This window comes from Mycobacterium novum, from assembly GCF_010726505.1.
In the GTDB taxonomy this organism is placed as follows: Bacteria; Actinomycetota; Actinomycetes; order Mycobacteriales; family Mycobacteriaceae; genus Mycobacterium; species Mycobacterium algericum.
Genome location: NZ_AP022562.1, coordinates 4,000,692 through 4,020,191 on the forward strand (window position 1 = coordinate 4,000,692; position 19,500 = coordinate 4,020,191).

The window sequence follows — 19,500 nt, forward strand, 5'->3', positions numbered from 1 at the left end:
CATGACGGTGTCCGACACGACGGTGGCGCCCGGTCGTCCGGCGGCGCCGGACCTGGCTGCGATTCGGGCGGATTTCCCGATCCTGAGCCGCGTCATGCGTGGCGGAAGCCGGCTGGCCTACCTCGATTCCGGCGCGACCTCGCAGCGTCCGCTGCCGGTGCTCGATGCCGAGCGGGAGTTTCTGCTGCACTCCAACGGCGCGGTGCACCGCGGGGCGCACCAGCTCATGGAGGAGGCCACCGACGCCTACGAGGACGGCCGGTCGGCCATCGCGCGCTTCGTCGGCGCCGACCCGGACGAGCTGGTGTTGACCAAGAACGCCACCGAGTCGCTGAATCTGGTGGCGTATGGGTTCGGCGACAACCGGTTCGAAGCCGCCGTCGGCCCGGGCGACGTCATCGTCACCACCGAGCTGGAGCATCACGCCAACCTGGTTCCGTGGCAGGAACTGGCCCGGCGCACCGGGGCGACACTGCAGTGGTATGAGGTGACGCCCGACGGGCGGATCGACCTGGATTCGCTCAAGCTCGATGAGCGAGTCAAAGTCGTTGCCTTCACTCATCATTCGAATGTGACCGGCGCGCTGGCGCCGGTCGCCGAGCTGGTGTCGCGAGCCCGCGCGGTGGGCGCGCTCACCGTGTTGGACGCCTGCCAGTCGGTGCCGCACCAGCCGGTCGACCTGCACGCCCTCGGCGTCGACTTCGCCGCATTCTCCGGTCACAAGATGCTGGGGCCCACCGGAATCGGCGTGCTCTACGGCCGGCGCGAGCTGTTGGCGGCGCTGCCGCCGTTCCTCACCGGCGGATCGATGATCGAGACCGTGACGATGTCGTCGAGCAGCTACGCGCCGCCGCCGCAACGTTTCGAGGCCGGCACGCCGATGACTTCGCAGGTGGTCGGGCTGGCTGCGGCCGCGCGTTACCTGGATGCCATCGGGATGGACGTGGTGGAGGCGCACGAGCACGAGTTGGTGGCCGCCGCCCTCGAGGGCCTCGCCGGTATCGACGGGGTGCGCGTGATCGGGCCGACGACGATGACGGACCGCGGTTCTCCGGTCTCCTTCGTGATCGACGGGGTGCACGCCCACGACGTCGGCCAGGTGCTCGACGACGACGGTGTCGCGGTGCGGGTGGGCCATCACTGCGCGATGCCGTTGCACCGCAGATTCGATGTGGCGGCCACCGCCCGCGCGTCGTTCGCGGTGTACAACACCCACGATGAGGTCGAGCGGCTGCTGGCGGGGATTCAGCGCGCCGTGAAATTCTTCGGGAGAGCGTGAGACGTGCGCCTCGAGCAGTTCTACCAGGAAGTGATCCTCGATCACTACAAACATCCGCAGCACCGTGGGCTGCGGGAGCCCTACGGCGCGCAGGTCCACCACGTCAACCCGACGTGCGGTGACGAATTGACCATGCGGGTGGCGGTCTCCGATGACGGCGAGCGGATCGCCGACGTCTCCTACGACGGGCAGGGCTGTTCGATCTCGCAGGCGGCGACGTCGGTGCTGGCCAGCCAGGTGATCGGCTTGAGCGTGCCGGAGGCCTTGACGACGTTCGACGCGTTCCACGAGATGGTGTCGTCACGGGGGACCGTCGAAGGTGACGAAGAGGTGCTCGGCGACGGGATCGCCTTCGCCGGGGTGGCCAAGTACCCGGCGCGGGTCAAATGCGCGCTGCTGGGCTGGATGGCGTTCAAAGACGCGTTGGCGCAGGCGCTCGCCAAGACGGAAGAAAACACGCTGGCGTGAGTCAGTGGCGACAACCCAGGAGATGAAGCAATGAGTGAAACCGGACCCGATGAGCTACTCGCCGAGGTCGAGGAGTCGATGCACGACGTCATCGACCCCGAGATCGGCATCAACGTCATGGACCTCGGGCTGGTCTACGACCTGGCGATCCGCCACGACGAGGAAGGTGCCGCCGCGGTGGTGACCATGACGCTCACCTCGCCGGCCTGCCCGCTGCAGGACATGATCGCCGAGCAGGTCGAGAACGCGACCGTCGGTGCGGGCCTGGTCAAGAAGCTGGACCTCAGCTGGGTCTGGGAGCCGGCCTGGGGTCCGGACAAGATCACCGACGAGGGCCGCGAGATGATGCGCGCCGTCGGCTTCACGGTCTGAGCGGAGCCGGCTGCGTGTTCTGGTTGTGCAGGACATGCGGCGTCGAGCACGACGCCACGCCGGAGGTCTGCGCGATCTGCGCCGACGAGCGCCAGTGGGTGCCGGCCGACGGTCAGCGGTGGGCGACGCTCGACGAGTTGGCCGGCGAGGGGGTTCGATCCACCGTCGCCGTGCTTGAACCCGGCCTGATCGGGATCGGCAGCACGCCACCGCTGGGCATCGGCCAGCTGGGCAAGCTGGTGTGCACCGCCGGCGACTCGGACGGCAATGTGTTGTGGGATCCCTCGGGTTTCCTCGACGATGCCGCGGTGGCCGCGGTGACCGAGCACGGCCCGGTCGCCGCGATCGTCGCGAGTCACCCGCACATGTTCGGCGCGCAGGTGCAGTGGAGCCACCGCCTCGGTGGGGTGCCGGTGTACGTCAATGCCGCCGACGCGCACTGGGTGATGCGGCCCGACCCGGTGATCCGCTACTGGTCGGACCGGTTGCAGCCGGTGGCCGGGCTGACGGTGGTGCAGGTGGGGGGCCACTTTCCCGGCAGCGCGGTGGCTTGCTGGGATGACGGCGCCGACGGGCGTGGCGTGCTGCTGGTCGGCGACACCGTCTTTCCGAACCCGGACCGGCGCACCGTGGCCTTCCTGCGAAGCTATCCGAACCGGATTCCGCTGTCGGCCGCCGTCGTGCAGCGGATGGCCGGCACCCTGGCCGAGCTGCGGTTCGACCGGATATACGGCCTGTTGGACAACGTCATCGACGCCGACGGCGCGGCAGCGATCCGGTTCTCCGCCGACCGGCATGCCGCCTGGGTGCGCGGCGATCACGACGCGCTCACGTGAGCGGGGCCGCGTGGCCCCGGGTGGCTGGACGACAGCGGTGTGACGGTCGCTGCCATACTCGTCGCGTGAACCGCGTAAGGCCTTTGGCGGCGGTCGACTGCGACTGGGAAGAGCGGACAGGGTGACGACGAGCAGGCGACGGTTCATGGTCGGCATGGCGGCTGCCGCGGCCGGTACGGCGGTGGGCGGGCTGGCCGGCTGCGGATCGCGGGGCCCCGGGGCCGACACCATCTTCATCGGTGGCCCGGTGGTGACCGCGGTTCCGGGTTTCCCCGAAGCCGAAGCGCTGGCGGTCACCGGCGGGCGGATCACCCAAGTCGGCTCCCGCGACGACGTGCTGCGGCTGCGGGGGTCGGAGACCACCGTCGTCGACCTGCGCGGGCGGGCGTTGCTGCCGGCGTTCGTGGAACCGCATGGCCACCCGTTCGAAATGGGCACCACGCTGGCCCCGCCGGCCATCGATGTGCGTCCGTTCACGGTTTCCACCGCCGGCGGGGTGTTCCAGAAGCTGACCGAGGCCGTGGCGGACACCCCGAAGGGCCAGCCGATCCTGCTCAACGGTGTCGACCCGCTGCTGCAGACCGGGCTGCAGTCGTTCACCCGCACCGAGCTGGATCGGCTGGCACCGCAGAACCCGGTGGTGATCATCACCAACAGCGGCCACGCCGGCTACGGCAACACCGCCGCGTTCGCCGCGGCCGGGATCACCAAGACCACCCCAAATCCGCCCGGCGCCCAGTACCTGCGCGGGCCCGACGGGCAGCTGACCGGCGAGGTGCGCGAGGCGGCGGCGCTGATGGCGCTGACCGCGCCGTTCTCCGGCGCGATCATGGCCAACGCCGGCGACAACCTGCGCTGGGCTTACGCCCAGCTGGCCCGCGCGGGCATCGCGACCGCCACCGAGCACTCCTACGATGCGCGTACGCAGTCCGAGGTGTTCGGCAAGCTCGCCCAGCAACCCGACTGTGCGATCCGGGTCCGCGCCTACGAGATCGGCACGCCCGAGCTTGCCGACGACTCCGACAACATGCGCGGCAAGCGGGCCGGCGCCGACGTGCTGTTCGACAAGATCGGCATGAAGATCTGGGCCGACGGATCACCGTGGCAGGGCAACATCTTCACCACGTTCCCGTACCTGACCAACGCGACGACGGCGAGCATGGGGCTGGGCCGCGACCACCGCGGCGGCATGAACTACCCCCCCGAGCAGATCCAGCAGCTGGCGGCGGCCTTCATCGACCAACGCTGGCAGGTCTCCTGCCACGTGCAGGGCGACGCCGCCATCGACGTGGTGCTGGACGCCTTCGAGCAGGCGCGAGTGCCCCCGGCACTGCGTCCCCGGATCGAACACGTCGGTGCGATGCGGCCCGATCAGTTCGCCCGGGCCGCGCGCCTGGGTGTCACCCCGAGCATGTTCATCGAACACATCTACTTCTGGGGAGATGTGTTGGTGGACAAGCTGTTCGGACCTGATTACGGGGCGCACTGGATGTCGGCCCGCTCGGCGCTGGACGCCGGGCTGCGGCTGTCGTTTCACAACGACGGCACCGTCACCCCGCCCGACCCGGTCGGCAACATCGCCACCGCGGTGAACCGGATCGCCAAGGGCAGCGGCCGGGTGCTGGCCCCCGAGCAGCGCATCGGTGTCGACGCCGCGATCCGGGCGCAGACACTCAACGCCGCCTGGCAGCTGCGGCTGGACACCGAGATCGGCAGCCTGGAGGCCGGCAAGTACGCCGATCTGGTGGTGCTGTCGCAGAATCCACGGCGTATCCCGCCGGCGGAGTTGCGTGACGTCGCGGTCGAGGCGACCTATCTGATGGGCCGGCAGACCTACGGCAAGGTGCTGGGCTGACGGGCACGCCGCGCGCTTCGGCGCCGGCGCTCGGGATGACCCGCGCTAACGCGGATCAGTGTCGGCGACTCCGATGGTGTTCGCCACCACGGTGGGCGCCAACACCGAAAGGGCGGTGGCCGCACCGGTGGCGGCGCCCACTCCGGCCCAGGCCACCGGCCCCAGCGGCGTGCACCCGAAGAACTGGCTGACGACCGGGGTCTGAACGATACCGATCAGCACCACTGCGCTGCCCAGTGCGGTCGCCACCACCAGTGGGCTGTGCCGCCGCGTCAGCAGCGTCTGCACCAGCTGCGTCCCCACCAATGCGGTCAAACCCATTGTCGCCGTGCGTCGTTCGGTGCCCGGCGTCCACCGCCCGATCGCCCAGGCGCCGGTCGCGCCGGCGGCGGTGATCGCGCCGCGGGTGATGATGTGACGCATCAGCGAGGTGTCCAGCGACGGTGCCGGCGCGGACAGGATCGCCCGCTGATGGGCGCGTTCGGCCTCCTCCTCCGCCCGGTCGGGTTCCTCATCGGTGTCGTCGAGTTGCGGGTACTGCGGGGTGACGGCCACCGCTAGCGCGGGGAACATGTCGGTGAGCAGGTTGACCAGCAGCAGCTGCCGGGTGCCCACTGGAGCTCGCCCGGACCCCAGCGCGGTCCCGATGATCGTGAACAGCACCTCGCCGACGTTGCCGCCGACCAGGACGCCGACCGCATCGCGCACCCCGGTCCACATGCCGCGGCCCTCCACCAGGGCGTCGAGCAGCACCCCCAGATCGTCTTCGGTGAGCACGATGTCGGCCGCGCCCCGCGCCGCCGACGAGCCGCGACCGCTGACGCCGACCCCCACGTCGGCCATCCGGATCGCCGCGGCGTCGTTGGCGCCGTCGCCGACCATCGCGGTGACCTGCCCGCTGCGCTGCAGCGCGGCGACGATCTGCACCTTCTGCTCGGGGGTGACCCGGGCGAAGACCTGCGCGCCGGCGGCCAGGTTGGTGAACCCCTCCTCGTCGAGCACCGCCAACTCGGCCCCGGTGACCTCCGGGGCGTCCGGCGGCAGGCCCAGCTGCCGGGCGATCGCCCGTGCGGTGACCGGATGGTCGCCGGTGATCAGCACCACCTTGTGGTTGGCTCCGACCAGCGCCTCGATCAGCGGCCGCGCCGAAGGCCGCAGTGTGTCGGCCAGCCCGACGAAGCCGAGCAGCTCCACATCGTGCGCGGCGGCGTCGACGGCGTCGGCGTCGGTGGACTCCTCGGCGGTCGGTAGCTCCCAGCGGCGCTGAGCCACCGCGAGCACGCGCAACCCCTGCTCGGCCAGGTGCGACACCAGCGCCTCGGCGCGTTCGTAGTCGCCGTCAGGGTCGGCGAACTCACAGCGCGGCAAGATGACCTCCGGGGCGCCCTTGAGCAGCAGCATCGGGGGATCGGTATCGGTTCGCCCGATGGTGGCGGCGTAGCCGCGGCTGGATTCGAACGGCACCTCGGCCAGCACCGTCCACGAATCGCCGGAGTCGGCCACCGATGCCGCCGCGGTGAGGATGGCTTCATCGGTGGCGTGGGCGTGGCCCTGGCCGTCGCGCGGCTGCGTGCACGCCCGGGCCGCGGCCCGCAGCGTTCGGGTGTCCAGGCTGCCGGTGTCGCCGGTGGTGGCGGTCGGCGGTACGGAACGCACCACCCTGAGGCGGTTCTCCGTCAGGGTGCCGGTTTTGTCGAAACACACGGTGTCGATGCGGCCCAGCGCCTCCACGGCGCGCGGGGTGCGCACCAGCACCCCGTGTTTCGACAGCCGTTGCGCAGCGGCCAGCTGGGCCAGGGTCGCCACCAGCGGCAGGCCCTCCGGAACGGCGGCCACCGCGATCGCCACCCCGTCGGCGAACGCTTGGCGCAGCGATGCGCGGTGCAGCAGCGCCAAGCCGGTCACGCCGGCGCCGCCGGCCAGCGTCAGCGGCAGCACCTTGGCGGTCAGCTCGCGCAGCCGGGCCTGCACCCCGGCCGCGGTGTCGACGTCGGCGATCGCCGACAGCGCCCGGCGCGCAGCGGTGCCCGCACCGGTGGCGACCACGATCGCCCGGGCGTGCCCGGCGACGATCGTGGAGCCCTCGAACAGCATGCTGGCCCGTTCGGGATCGCCGACGGCGACCGGGTCGACCTGCTTGTCCACCGGCAGCGACTCACCGGTGAGCAGCGACTCGTCGACCTCCAGGTCCTCGGCGGTCAGCAGCCGCGCATCAGCAGGCACCACATCGGGGGCTGCCAGGTCGATGACGTCGCCCGGGCGAAGTGACTTCGCGGGCAGCGTGACCGTGCGCCGGCCGTTGCGGGCCGCATCCAGGCGGCGTTGCGTCGTTGCGACCGGCGGCAGCACCACGCGACGGGCCAGCGTGTCCTGTTCGGCGAAGAGTTCGGCGACCGCCGCTTCGGCGCGTAGCCGTTGCGCCCCACCGACCAAAGCGTTGGCGGTCATCACCCCGGCGACCAGCAGCGCGTCGATGTTGCTGCCGAAGATCGCCGACGCCGCCGCGCCGACCGCCAGGATCGGGGTCAGTGGATCGGCGAGTTCCTCGCGGGTCGCGGCCAGCAGCTTGCCCACCCGGGTGGCCGGGCCGCGCAGCGGTGCCAGCACCGGGTGATCGGCGAAGTCTTCCAGGGTGCGGCGCCAGGTCGGTGGACCGATCTCGACGGCCAGCGGCCGCGCCGAGCCGGTCAGCCGTGAGTAGACGATCTCGGGGTCCAGCGCATGCCAAGCGGTGAGCGGCTGCGGGGTGGGGTCGGGCTGGCGCAGCACCTTGCGCGCCGACAGGGAGCCGGTGACCAGGGCGGCCGCCCCGGCGGCGTTGACCGGGTTGAGCCAGCGCCGCAGCGCCAGCGGGCCGGGGGTGCCGCGCGGGTCGCCGGCGACCAGCAGCAGCCCGGCCAGGGTGCTGCCGCCCTGGGCGAGCCGCACCGCGGATTTGCTGGCGTTCCGGGCCACCGGCAGCGCCGACAGGATCCGCACGGCGGCGGCCAGGTCGGTGCCGGTGATGATGTCCGCGGTCCACGCGGTGGCCGCCTGCGGGTCGTCGAGCGCCACCCCGACGTCGGCGATGGCCAGCGCGGCCAGCGTGTCGGTGGAGGCGAAGTCACGGTGTAGCGCGCTGATCAGCAACACCGGCCCGCGGTCGGCGCGTAGCTCGCGGACCAGCTTCAACAGCGGGGTGCCGGGGGGATGGCTGGCGGCGACGCTGCCGGTCAGATCCTGGGTTCCGGCCACGTGGCGCAGCACCACCCGCGCCCCGGTGCGGTGCGCGGTCTGCAGCAGCGGCACCGCGAACGGGTCGACCTCCCAGCCGACCTTGACCCGGCCGACGGTCTCGCCGTCGACGACCAGATCGGCGCGCTCCAGCCCCTGTACCGGTGCCGCCGACGGCTGCGCGCGGACCCAGCGCAGCCGGGCGCCGGTGGCCGGCAGCTCGTCGGGGTCGGGGTCGGGGGCCTGCTCGCCATGGAGCAGGGCGTCGGCGACCTCGTAGACGCGGTCCTCGTCCCACCCGGGCAGGTCGCCGCGGGCGTGCAGTACCGCGCGGGCGTCCCCGCGCAGCGCCGCGCCGTCGATGACGATCACCTTCACCCGGTCCAGCCGACGCAGCGCGCCCGGGTCCAACACCAGCTGCCCGGCGTCGGCCAGGCCACGCCCGAGCACCGCGCCGAACGCCTGCCGGCCGAGGTAGGCCCCCTTCGGGACCCCGGCCAGCACCGCGCCGGCGGCCTCGTTGGCGCCCCCGCCGGCCAGCAGCGCGCCCGCGGCGGCGATCAGCGAGGCGTTGGCGGCCTGGTCGGCGTACTCCTCCACCGGTCCGGACATCGACCCCTTGGCGGTGTCGATGGCCGAGTCGATGGCGCCGTCGACCACCACGTGTGAGGCCTCCCCGGCCGCGGTGGCCGCCGAGTTGTGCCGGGCGGTCTGCGAGCCGGCCCCGGCCGAGGAGATGATCGGAACCACCGCGGCCTGCGGTCGTCGCGGCGACGCCAGCTGCCGTTCCCGGCTCTCCCAGCGGCGGCGGTGGGCGGCGGCCTCGGAGATCTGCAGGCCGCGCTGGGCCAGATCCACCAGCGGGGTGCCTACCGCCTGGGTGAGCCCATTGGTCACGGCGGTGGAGGCGGCCAGCGCGAGATCGGTACCGACCCGACCCAGCCGCGATTCCAGCATCGACACGATGCGCGGCTGGTTGCTGACGACGGCGGCGGCGCCGCGGGCTGCCAGCGGTGCGACCGGTAGTTTGCCCATCCAGCCGGTCACCGCGGCGCCGATGGCCACCACGTCCATCGCGGCTGCGGTCAGCGGTACCAGCAGTGCCAGCGGGTTTCCCGGATCGGCGAACGGCGCGGTGCGCGCCGCGGATCGCGGACCTGGGCGGCCCAGCCCCTTGGTTACCTCAGTCACGGTGTCGCAGACCGAGCTCAGCACCCGGTCGCTGTCGGCGCCCGGCGCCAGCTCGACCACCAACCGGCCCAGTGCACCCTCGATGTGGGCGCTGGCCACGCCGGGAATGTTGCGGACCGGCTGCTCGACGGTGTCGGCGTGCTCATACCAGCGCGAGAACGGCAGCAGCCGTTCCAGGTCCAGGTGCACGCGGCGCCCGCTGCGCCAGCGCACCGGCAGCGCGGTGCCGTTGCCGGAGTCGCCCAGCAACCGCCCGGCGGTCTGGCTGACCGACTCGACCACCGGGCCAAGGATCGTCTGCATCGTGTCGGTGGCGCTGTCGCGTAACCAGGAGGTGCTTTCGGCGGCGGTGTTCACACCGGCTCGCAACACCTGCACCGCGCCACCGGTGATACCACCGACGACGGTGGCTACACCCGGGACCATCATTGCCTCACCTCTCGGGGGATGTCGTCTTCAATAGCCTTCAATAGCCCTTGACGTTCTCCCCATAGTGCCGGTGATTGAGCTTCGGCACTGCTCCCGAGGCGGTGATGGGATCGCTCGGGGGCGGGCTGCCCGGGAAAATTCCGGGCAGCCCGCCCCCTTTTCCAGCGTTACGCTCCCGGCTGCGGGCAGTCACCACCGTTGCTGTTCCACACGGTGACCTTGGTCGCCTGCAGCACGCCCTCGGCGTCCTTGTCGCCGCGAGCAGCGGCACACTTTCCGGTGCTGATCGACGGCGCGCTGACCGCCACCTTCCGCCGGAAGGTGGTGTCGTCGTTGACGGTGACCGTGACCGGACCCTCCGGGCCGGCGACGGTCAGCGTGTTGCCCGCGACGGACTCGACGGCACCGCGGACGCCACGGTGCGGCTTCGGGGGCGCCGGGGCGTCGGCCGCCGCGGCGGGCCGCTGCGGGCACTTGCCGTCGACCGCGGTGCTGATCGACACGAACTTCGCGGTGATCGCACCGCTGTCGGCGGGGCTGCTGTCGGTTGCGGCGCCGGCCTTGATGCAGGTGCCGGCGGTGATCTCGCCGAGCTGCGCGGGCACCGACTCGAAGACTCGGGTGCTGTCGGTCCAGGTGACCTTGGCCGTGCCGGCCGGCTGGCCCACCTCGAAGGTGTTACCCGACACCGAGGTGACCGGGCCGATGACGCGATCGCCCTGGGCGTGTGCCGGGGACGGGAGGACCAGTGCGGCGGCGAAGAGCGCGGCGGCGCCGGTGAGCGTGCGGATCGCCGGTGCGGAAGTGCTGGGGCGGGCGAGCATCAGTATTTCTCCGATCGTCGACGTCCGCGGCAGTGTGCCGTCGGATACGTGTTACCACCGTCAATGGTCGAGTTAGCGGGAAGCTAGCTCTGCGCTGTGAGCCCGCTGTGAAGCGGTGCTGCATTTCCCGGCGGTGGCCGGGAACACCGCGGGAGGCCCGGGCGTTGGCCCAATCATGGCAACTCAAGACTTGACCGCAGCCAAATTCGAAGAAACCATCGCCGACAACGACATCGTGCTGGTCGATTTCTGGGCCTCCTGGTGCGGGCCGTGCAAGGCCTTCGCGCCGACGTTCGAGTCGGCCTCGGAGAACCACCCCGACGTGGTGTTCGCCAAGGTGGACACCGAGGCTGAACAGCAATTGGCCGCGGCCGCCCAGATCCGGTCCATCCCCACCCTGATGGCGTTCAAGAAGGGCACGCTGGTGTTCAACCAGGCCGGTGCGCTGCCCCCGGCGGCACTCGAGCACCTGGTCCAGCAGGTGAAGGATCTCGATGTGGAAGCCGCGCTGGCCGCGCAGGACAAGCCCGACCAGGTCTGAGGCGCGGCACGCGATAGCGTGCATCCGTGTCTACCGCTGAGTCCGGCTCGGAATTCGTCCTCGTCGACCGGCCGCGCCCGCAGGTCGCCCTGATCACGCTGAACCGCCCGGAGCGGATGAACTCGATGGCGTTCGACGTCATGGTGCCGCTGCGCGAGGTGCTGGCGCAGATCGGCTACGACAACTCGGTGCGCGTGGTGGTGCTCACCGGCGCGGGCCGGGGGTTCTCCTCGGGCGCCGACCACAAGTCCGCCGGTTCGGTACCGCACGTGGCCGGGCTGACCCGGCCGAGTTTCGGGCTGCGGTCGATGGAACTGCTCGACGACATCATCCTGGGGTTTCGGCGGCTGCACCAGCCGGTGATCGCGGCGGTCAACGGCGCGGCCATCGGCGGCGGGCTCTGCCTGGCCCTGGCAGCCGACATCCGGGTCGCCGCGACCGGCGCCTACTTCCGGGCGGCCGGGATCAACAACGGCCTCACGGCCAGCGAACTGGGGCTGAGCTACCTGCTGCCGCGGGCGATCGGGGCGTCGCGGGCCTTCGAGATCATGCTCACCGGCCGTGACGTCGACGCCGCCGAGGCGGAGCGAATCGGCTTGGTCTCCCAGGTGGTGGAGCGGCCGGCGCTGCTGGACACCTGCTATGACATGGCCGAGCGGATCGCCGGTTTCTCCCGGCCGGGCACCGAACTGACCAAGCGGACGCTATGGAGCGGACTCGACGCCGGTAGTCTGGAGGGGCACATGCAGGCCGAGGGGCTCGGACAGCTCTACGTGCGCCTGCTGACCAGCAACTTCGAGGAAGCCGTCGCTGCGCGCGCCGAGAAGCGCCCACCGGCCTTCACCGACGACAAGTAGTCGGTACCGACGATAACCAGCACCACGACGGGAGTACGCGCGTGATCACCGCAACGGGCCTGGAGGTCCGCGCCGGCGCGCGCACGCTGCTCGACTCGGTGGACTCGGTGTTGCGGGTGCAGCCCGGCGACCGGATCGGGCTGGTCGGCCGCAACGGCGCCGGCAAGACGACCACGCTGCGCATCCTCGCCGGTGAGGGCGAGCCCTACGCGGGCACCATCACCCGAACCGGGGAGGTCGGTTACCTGCCGCAGGATCCGCGTGAGGGCAATCTCGACGTGCTGGCCCGGGACCGGGTGCTCTCGGCGCGCGGTCTCGACACCATCCTGTCCGACCTGGAGAAGCAGCAGGTGTTGATGGCCGAGGTCGTCGACGAGGCCGAACGCGACCGCGCCATCCGCCGTTACGGTCAACTCGAGGAGCGGTTCGCTGCGCTGGGCGGCTACGCCGCCGAGAGTGACGCGGGCCGGATCTGCACCAGCCTGGGCCTGCCGGAGCGGGTGCTGACGCAGCCGCTGCGCACCCTGTCGGGTGGCCAGCGCCGCCGAGTGGAGTTGGCCCGCATCCTGTTCGCCGCCGGTGACGGCGGAGCGGGCGGTTCGGATCACACCACGTTGCTGCTCGACGAACCGACCAACCACCTCGACGCCGATTCGATCGGCTGGTTGCGTGACTTCCTGAAGGGCCACAGCGGGGGACTGGTGCTGATCAGTCACGACGTGGATCTGCTGGCCGACGTGGTCAACCGGGTGTGGTTCCTCGACGCGGTGCGCGGCGAGGCCGACGTCTACAACATGGGCTGGCAGAAGTACCTCGATGCCCGGGCCACCGATGAGCAGCGGCGCCGCCGCGAGCGCGTCAACGCCGAACGCAAGGTCGCCGCGCTGCGCACCCAGGCGGCCAAGCTGGGTGCCAAGGCCACCAAAGCCGTTGCAGCGCAGAACATGTTGCGTCGAGCCGACCGGATGCTGGCGGCGCTGGACGAGGAACGCGTCGCCGACAAGGTGGCGCGGATCAAGTTCCCGACGCCGGCCGCGTGCGGAAAGACCCCGCTGATGGCCAGCGGGCTGACCAAGATGTACGGCTCGCTGGAGGTGTTCTCCGGCGTGGACCTGGCCATCGACCGGGGATCGCGGGTGGTCGTGCTGGGCCTCAACGGCGCCGGGAAGACCACGCTGCTGCGGGTGCTGGCCGGCGTGGAAAGCCTCGATGCGGGCCGCCTCGAGCCCGGGCACGGCTGCAAGATCGGCTATTTCGCGCAGGAACACGACACCATCGACAACGCCGCCAGCGTGTGGGAGAACATCAGGCACGCCGCACCCGACACCGGCGAGCAGGATCTGCGCGGGCTGCTGGGTGCGTTCATGTTCACCGGCGCGCAGCTGGATCAGCCCGCCGGGACGCTGTCCGGCGGTGAGAAGACCCGGCTGGCGCTGGCCGGGCTGGTGGCCTCCACCGCCAATGTGCTGCTGCTCGACGAACCGACCAACAACCTCGACCCGGCCTCGCGGGAACAGGTGCTGGACGCGCTGCGCAGCTACACCGGGGCGGTCGTGCTGGTCACCCACGATCCGGGGGCGGCCGAGGCGCTCGACCCGCAGCGGGTGGTGTTGTTGCCCGACGGCACCGAGGACCACTGGTCGGCCGACTACCGTGATCTGATCGAGCTGGCCTGACGGCAATCCCGCCAAAGCTGCCCGGTATCGTCGACGCCTTCTTACGCTGAAGCCGTTGACTCAGCGAGGGGATGGTGAGGGGACGTGGCGACGACGAAGCCGGACAAGCTGCGGGACCGACAGCTGGTCGAGTTACGCAACGCCTACGAGGGCGGGGCCAGCATCCGCACCCTGGCGGCGTCCACCGGACGATCGTACGGCTCCGTGCACAGCATGCTGCGGGAGTCCGGTGTCGCGATGCGCAGCCGCGGCGGACCCAATCACCGCACCCGGTCGCGGTAGCGGCGCATCAGCGCTGCCGCACCGAAGCCTCCACCAGGTCCAGGACCGCAGACAACCGCTGCGGGTCCTCGCCGGAGGCCAGCCGTGCCACCAGGCCGTCGAGCACCAGGTCCAGATACGTGTGCAGCACGTCGCTGGGGACGTCGTCGCGCAGCCGGCCGGCCTGCTTCTGCCGATTCAGCCGATCCGTTGTGGCAGCGGACAATTCGGCTGACCGCTCCGCCCAGCCGCGGCTGAACTCCGGGTCATGGCGCAGTTTGCGCGCGATCTCCAGCCGGGTGGCCAGCCAGTCGTACTGCTCGGGGGCGGCCAGCATGTCCCGCATCACGCCGATCAGGCCCTCCCGTGAGGCGACGTCGGCCATCCGCTCAGCATCCTCTTGGGCCAGCTCGAAGAACAGCGTGTCCTTGTCGCGGAAGTGATGGAAGATCGCCCCCCGTGACAGCCCGACCGTCTGCTCCAGCCGGCGCACTGTGGCCCCGTCGTAGCCGTAGGCGGCGAAGCACCGCCGCGCGCCATCGAGGATCTGGCGGCGCCGGGCCGCCAGATGATCCTCGCTGACCCTGGGCATCAGCTGCTCGCCGCCTACGCGGGTTACTTCGACTTCAACATGTTGCGCAGCACGTACTGCAGGATGCCGCCGTTGCGGTAATAGTCGGCCTCGCCGGGGGTGTCGATGCGCACCACCGCATCAAACACAGTACGAGACCCATCAGCCTTGGTGGCGGTGACCTGAACCGTCTTCGGCGTCTTGCCGGTGTTGAGCTCCTCGATGCCGGTGATGTCGAAGACCTCGGTGCCATCCAGCTTCAGCGACGCCGCGGACTCACCAGCGGGGAACTGCAGTGGGATCACGCCCATGCCGATCAGGTTGGACCGGTGGATGCGCTCGAACGACTCGGTGATGACCGCACGCACGCCCAACAGCGCGGTGCCCTTGGCGGCCCAGTCGCGCGACGAGCCCGACCCGTACTCCTTGCCGCCCAGCACCACCAGCGGAATGTTCTGCGCCGCATAGTTCTGCGCGGCGTCGAAGATGAAGGCCTGCGGGCTCTCCCCGTTTTCATCCGACTGGGTGAAGTCGCGGGTGTAGCCGCCGGAGACATCGTCGAGGAGTTGGTTGCGCAGCCGGATGTTGGCGAACGTGCCGCGGATCATCACCTCGTGGTTGCCGCGACGCGAACCCAGTGAGTTGTAGTCGCGCGGGCTGACGCCGTTGGCCTCCAGGTACTGGGCGGCCGGAGTGCCCTTCTTGATCGCACCGGCCGGGCTGATGTGGTCGGTGGTGACCGAATCGCCCAGCAGCGCAAGCACCCGCGCCCCGGTGATGTCGGCCACCGGCGCCGGCTCGGCGGGCATGCCGTCGAAGTACGGCGCCTTGCGCACATACGTCGACTTCTCATCCCAGGCGAAGGTGTTGCCCTCCGGGGTGGGCAGTGAGCGCCAGCGCTCGTCACCGGAGAACACATCGGCGTAGGACTTGGTGAACATGTCCCGGTCGATCGAGGAGGCGATGGTCTCCTGGATCTCGGCGGTCGAGGGCCAGATGTCCTTCAAGAAGACGTCGTTGCCCTCGGAGTCGCGCCCCAGCGGCTGGGTCTCGAAGTCGAAGTCCATGGTGCCGGCGATGGCGTAGGCGATGACCAGCGGCGGCGAAGCCAGGTAGTTCATCTTCACGTCCGGCTGGATGCGGCCCTCGAAGTTGCGGTTACCCGACAGCACCGCCGTCACCGACAAGTCGTTGTCGTTGATGGCTTTCGAGATCTCCTCGGGCAGCGGCCCGGTGTTGCCGATGCAGGTGGTGCAGCCGTAGCCGCCCAGGTAGAAGCCGAGCTTCTCCAGGTACGGCCACAGGCCGGCCTTGTTGTAGTAGTCGGTCACCACCTGCGAGCCCGGCGCCATGTTGGTCTTGACCCACGGCTTGGAGGTCAGGCCCTTCTCGACGGCCTTGCGGGCCAGCAGCGCCGCACCCAGCATCACCTCGGGGTTGGAGGTGTTGGTGCAGGAGGTGATGCCGGCGACGACGACGGCGCCGTGGTCGAGAACGAAGTCGCCGCGCTCGGCCGAGGACACCTTGACCGGCTTGCTGGGCCGGCCGTCGCAGTCCTGCGCTGCCGAGGGCACCGCCGCGTCGTCGTCGGCGAACGACAGCACCGCGGGGTCCGACGCCGGGAATGATTCGGCCACCGCCTCGTCGAGCTGACTGTGCGGGGCGTCGCTGTCCTCACCTACATAGTTGTGAATGTCCTTGCGGAAAGCGGTTTTCGCGTCGGAGAGCTCGATGCGGTCCTGCGGGCGCTTCGGTCCGGCGATGGAGGGGACGACGGTGCCCAGGTCCAGCTCGATGTACTCCGAGTACGCCGGCTCCCGGGCCGGATCGTGCCACATGCCCTGCGTCTTGGCGTAGGCCTCCACCAGGGCCAGTTGCTGCTCGCTGCGCCCGGTCAGCCGCAGGTAGTTGATCGTCTCGTCATCGATCGGGAAAATCGCTGCGGTGGAGCCGAATTCGGGGCTCATGTTGCCCAGGGTGGCGCGGTTGGCCAGCGGCACCTCGGCCACACCCTTGCCGTAGAACTCGACGAACTTGCCCACCACACCGTGCCGGCGCAGCATGTCGGTGACGGTCAGCACCACGTCGGTGGCCGTCACACCCGGCTTGATCTCACCGGTCAGCTTGAAGCCGACCACCCGGGGGATCAGCATCGACACCGGCTGGCCCAGCATGGCGGCCTCCGCCTCGATGCCGCCGACGCCCCAGCCCAGCACACCCAGGCCGTTGACCATCGTGGTGTGACTGTCGGTGCCCACACAGGTGTCCGGATACGCAATCCCGTCGCGCACCATGACGGTGCGGGCCAGGTACTCGATGTTGACCTGGTGGACGATGCCGGTGCCCGGCGGCACCACCTTGAAGTCGTCGAAGGCGCCCTGGCCCCAGCGCAGGAACTGGTAGCGCTCGCCGTTGCGCTGGTACTCCAGTTCCACGTTGCGCTCGAAGGCATCGGCGCGACCGAAGACGTCCAGGATCACCGAGTGGTCGATCACCAGCTCGGCCGGCGCCAGCGGGTTGACCTTCTCGGGGTCACCACCCAGGGCGGCGACGGCTTCGCGCATGGTGGCCAGGTCGACGATGCAGGGCACGCCGGTGAAGTCCTGCATGACCACCCGGGCGGGGGTGAACTGGATCTCGACGCTGGGCTCGGCGGCCGGGTCCCAGTTCGCGATCGCGTTGATGTGGTCTTTGGTGATGTTGGCGCCGTCCTCGGTGCGGAGCAGGTTCTCGGCCAGCACCTTGAGGCTGTAGGGGAGTTTCTCGGTGCCGGGAACCGCGTCGAGGCGGTAGATCTGATATTCGTCGTCACCCACCTTGAGGGTGTCGCGGGCTCCGAACGAATTCAGCGAATCTTTGCTGGTCACTTCAACTCCCCGAGATCGAGTTCTCTTCCGTCGACGGGTCCGCGCCGACGGGCGCGCTAACTCTAACAGTACGATTGTCCTGTATAAAGTAAGGTTCACCTCACCTGGCCGGGGTTGATACCGTCATCGCTCGTGACCACCCCGCATCCGCCGGCCTACATCCCCGGCGAGCTCTGCATCACCGTCGGCCTCGACCCGGCCACCCCGCCGGACGAATGCATGGCGCTGGTCAAGGTCGCCGTGGCCGTCGACGGGGTGAGTGCGCCGGCCGCCGACGTGCCGGCGCTGCGCAACGTGATCGCCGACGCGGCGCGCGACGGCATCGACCTCAAGATCGTCGAGGTCGCCCGCAACCCCGGGATGGACACCGCGCTGCGCGACGTCGCCACGGTGGTGGGCTACGACTACCCGGACGCCACCGTGCTGGTGCTCAGTACCACTTATGTCGGCAGCTACAGCGGCCAGTTTCACCGGTCCAAATTGGAGGCCGCCGAGGACCACGCCAAAACCGGCGATCCGGTGACCTCCGCGCAGAATTTCGTCAATGAATTGAACAGCCCCGATCTGCCGTGGACGGGCCTGACGGTGGCATTGCTCATCGGGGTGGCGGCGGCGGCCGTCGGCACCCGTTTTCTGCAGCGGCGCAGCAAACGCGTCCTCAACAGCCTCGAGGTCACCGAATAGCGGATTTGACCTGCTGAAATCCGTGCTTGCTGGTGATTGATGATCGCGCTCGTTCGCGGTCTGGCGAATAACCAGGTCACCAATTGGTCACAACCGGCTTAATTACAATAACGTAGTTTGTTACGAACGTTTCTCCAGTGACTGATGTGACGTATGGTGGCTCTTCCGAGTTAGCAGGGGCGTAGCCGCCTGGCTCTGAGTGGCGCTCGCCGTGATTGGCGGGTGCAGGCCCACCGTACTCGGCGGCGTTGGTTGGTGGGGTTACGGAAGCCGAAGGCGGTCCGGCCGACGTGCTTGACGATCCGGTTGTAGCCTTCACTGCGGGCATTTGTCAGGCCGGTGGTGATCGCGAGAATCATTGGTGCCTGCCAGGTTTCGATGGTCTTTGCCAGGTCGTGAATCTCCGGGACAGCGGTGGCGGCGCAGAAGTCGTAGAACTGCCACAGGGCGGCGTTGACGTCGGCGCGAGCGCCGCCGGTCGTAGCGCAGGCCAGCACGTCGCGCAGCAGCTCTTTGGCGATCCAGGCGGCCAGGATGTTGCCGGCGGGATCAGCAGCGGCCAGGGCGGCGACCAGGCGAGCGTGCTGGTCATCGGTGAGACGTTCAGCAGCACGCAGCAACCGGCGCCGGTTGAGCCACTCGCCGTCGGCTTTGCGGCCCCGTCGTCCCCGGTTGTCCCAAGTGGTGCGCCGCGCACCGCCTCAACGGTCTGGTTGGCTCGTTTGACCAGGTGAAACTTGTCGACGATCAGCTGGGCGTGGGGCAGAGCGTCGCGGGCGGCTTTGGCGTAGGTGTTCGACATGTCGATCGCCACGTAGTCGATGGCGGCCCGCCAGGCTGGGTCACGCTCAGCGAGCCAGTTGGCTACGGGTTTGGCCGAGCGGCCGTTGATCTGCACCAGCAGGCCCCCGGCGCCGGCGATGTCGACCAGTCCGGTGTCGAAGCGGTCGACCCAGATCCGCGCGCCGGTGTCGGGGTCGGTCTCGTAGTGGGCCTTGCCGCGGCGGGTCTCATCCATGCCGAGCACGGTGATCGGCTCGGGCTCACCGTCAAGGGCCGCATCGGCGGTCGTGGCCACCGCGGCGTGGCAGGTGTTCCAGGTGCAGCCGTAGGCGTCAGCGACCGCGACCACCGACCGGTCATCGTCGAGGACCGCGTGGGCCATCTCGGTCTTCGCCCGTAGCGTGATCCGGGCACGCGGTGGGACCGCTGGTGTCGCCTCGGTGAACGTCTTCTTCTCACATGAGTCGTTGGTGCACAGCCATTTCCGCTTCCGCCACACCATCAGCGGTCGTCCTGGCCCCATCTTGACATCACGCGGTCGGGTGATCACCCAACCGCGGTGGCCGGCAGTGGACCGGGTCTGGCACGTCGTGCACCGGCCGACCCAGTCCGGGGCGGTGCGGACCTCGAGCACCCGGACACCATCGTGACCGACGCGGACCGCATCGACGACGATGCCATCGAGACCGAGCAGCAAGGAACTATCGTTGGACAAGGCTCGCGCCCTTCTTGTGTTGGATGCGTGAAGAACACCCAGTTCACAAGGGCGCGAGCCCTCAATCAGTCACCGACA

General features: G+C 69.8%; 14 protein-coding genes and 1 pseudogene. 10 read left to right on the forward strand and 5 right to left on the reverse strand.

All coding sequences use genetic code 11. The annotated features are described in order from the left end of the window. Position 1 precedes the first annotated feature (1 nt). From G6N19_RS18895 to G6N19_RS18915, 5 genes are all read left to right on the forward strand, one after another. Complete coding sequence (locus G6N19_RS18895) at positions 2–1,279, forward strand: cysteine desulfurase (RefSeq protein ID WP_013829183.1); 1,278 nt, start codon at positions 2–4, stop codon at positions 1,277–1,279. Between the two features lie 3 nt (positions 1,280–1,282). Beyond that, on the forward strand, positions 1,283–1,747 hold the full coding sequence (gene sufU / locus G6N19_RS18900; RefSeq protein WP_013829182.1) for a Fe-S cluster assembly sulfur transfer protein SufU: 465 nt from the start codon (positions 1,283–1,285) through the stop codon (positions 1,745–1,747). Positions 1,748–1,777: 30 nt separating this feature from the next. Further along, positions 1,778–2,119: a metal-sulfur cluster assembly factor gene (locus G6N19_RS18905; RefSeq protein ID WP_013829181.1), complete on the forward strand. Its 342-nt coding sequence runs from the start codon at positions 1,778–1,780 to the stop codon at positions 2,117–2,119. A 14-nt stretch (positions 2,120–2,133) separates the two neighbouring features. Beyond that, positions 2,134–2,955 carry an MBL fold metallo-hydrolase gene (locus tag G6N19_RS18910; RefSeq protein ID WP_013829180.1) on the forward strand — a complete coding sequence of 274 codons (822 nt, stop codon included), beginning with the start codon at positions 2,134–2,136 and terminating at the stop codon, positions 2,953–2,955. A 121-nt stretch (positions 2,956–3,076) separates the two neighbouring features. After that, positions 3,077–4,810: an amidohydrolase gene (locus G6N19_RS18915; RefSeq protein ID WP_408632450.1), complete on the forward strand. Its 1,734-nt coding sequence runs from the start codon at positions 3,077–3,079 to the stop codon at positions 4,808–4,810. A gap of 45 nt (positions 4,811–4,855) precedes the next feature. Here G6N19_RS18915 and G6N19_RS18920 read toward each other — a convergent pair whose 3' ends face one another. Both G6N19_RS18920 and G6N19_RS18925 read right to left on the reverse strand, forming a co-directional pair. After that, positions 4,856–9,643: a cation-translocating P-type ATPase gene (locus tag G6N19_RS18920; RefSeq protein ID WP_193465430.1), complete on the reverse strand. Its 4,788-nt coding sequence runs from the start codon at positions 9,641–9,643 to the stop codon at positions 4,856–4,858. 167 nt (positions 9,644–9,810) lie between these two features. Then, complete coding sequence (locus G6N19_RS18925; protein ID WP_193465431.1) at positions 9,811–10,467, reverse strand: DUF5666 domain-containing protein; 657 nt, start codon at positions 10,465–10,467, stop codon at positions 9,811–9,813. 175 nt (positions 10,468–10,642) lie between these two features. Between G6N19_RS18925 and trxA the strand changes: the two genes are divergently transcribed. The 4 genes from trxA (at position 10,643) to G6N19_RS18945 (ending at position 13,823) form a co-directional block, all read left to right on the forward strand. Then, positions 10,643–11,008, forward strand: a complete 366-nt coding sequence (gene trxA / locus G6N19_RS18930) for a thioredoxin (protein ID WP_193465432.1) — start codon at positions 10,643–10,645, stop codon at positions 11,006–11,008. A gap of 26 nt (positions 11,009–11,034) precedes the next feature. Beyond that, entirely contained in the window at positions 11,035–11,865 is an 831-nt protein-coding gene (locus G6N19_RS18935) for an enoyl-CoA hydratase (protein WP_193465433.1), read from the forward strand. A 41-nt stretch (positions 11,866–11,906) separates the two neighbouring features. Further along, a complete protein-coding gene (locus G6N19_RS18940; RefSeq protein WP_193465434.1) occupies positions 11,907–13,541 on the forward strand; it encodes an ABC-F family ATP-binding cassette domain-containing protein in 1,635 nt (544 codons plus the stop codon). A gap of 84 nt (positions 13,542–13,625) precedes the next feature. Then, positions 13,626–13,823: a helix-turn-helix domain-containing protein gene (locus tag G6N19_RS18945; protein ID WP_013829173.1), complete on the forward strand. Its 198-nt coding sequence runs from the start codon at positions 13,626–13,628 to the stop codon at positions 13,821–13,823. Positions 13,824–13,830: 7 nt separating this feature from the next. On the opposite strand, the gene G6N19_RS18950 is transcribed toward G6N19_RS18945, so the two are convergent. After that, entirely contained in the window at positions 13,831–14,394 is a 564-nt protein-coding gene (locus tag G6N19_RS18950; RefSeq protein WP_013829172.1) for a TetR/AcrR family transcriptional regulator, read from the reverse strand. A 23-nt stretch (positions 14,395–14,417) separates the two neighbouring features. Then, positions 14,418–17,240: an aconitate hydratase gene (locus G6N19_RS18955; protein ID WP_193465435.1), complete on the reverse strand. Its 2,823-nt coding sequence runs from the start codon at positions 17,238–17,240 to the stop codon at positions 14,418–14,420. 132 nt (positions 17,241–17,372) lie between these two features. Here G6N19_RS18955 and G6N19_RS18960 point away from each other — a divergent pair, with 132 nt between their 5' ends. Continuing rightward, positions 17,373–17,924: an Rv1476 family membrane protein gene (locus tag G6N19_RS18960; RefSeq protein WP_193465436.1), complete on the forward strand. Its 552-nt coding sequence runs from the start codon at positions 17,373–17,375 to the stop codon at positions 17,922–17,924. Positions 17,925–18,094: 170 nt separating this feature from the next. Here G6N19_RS18960 and G6N19_RS18965 read toward each other — a convergent pair. Beyond that, positions 18,095–19,469 (reverse strand): annotated as a pseudogene (locus G6N19_RS18965) (ISL3 family transposase). Positions 19,470–19,500 lie beyond the last annotated feature (31 nt).

Excerpts from the sequence above, each read along its gene's own strand:
- G6N19_RS18895 (WP_013829183.1), top strand. The coding sequence starts at position 2 with ATGACGGTGTCCGACACGACGGTGGCGCCCGGTCGTCCGGCGGCGCCG.
- G6N19_RS18905 (WP_013829181.1), top strand. The coding sequence starts at position 1,778 with ATGAGTGAAACCGGACCCGATGAGCTACTCGCCGAGGTCGAGGAGTCG.
- G6N19_RS18920 (WP_193465430.1), bottom strand. The coding sequence starts at position 9,643 with ATGATGGTCCCGGGTGTAGCCACCGTCGTCGGTGGTATCACCGGTGGC.
- G6N19_RS18925 (WP_193465431.1), bottom strand. The coding sequence starts at position 10,467 with ATGCTCGCCCGCCCCAGCACTTCCGCACCGGCGATCCGCACGCTCACC.
- trxA (WP_193465432.1), top strand. The coding sequence starts at position 10,643 with ATGGCAACTCAAGACTTGACCGCAGCCAAATTCGAAGAAACCATCGCC.
- G6N19_RS18950 (WP_013829172.1), bottom strand. The coding sequence starts at position 14,394 with ATGCCCAGGGTCAGCGAGGATCATCTGGCGGCCCGGCGCCGCCAGATC.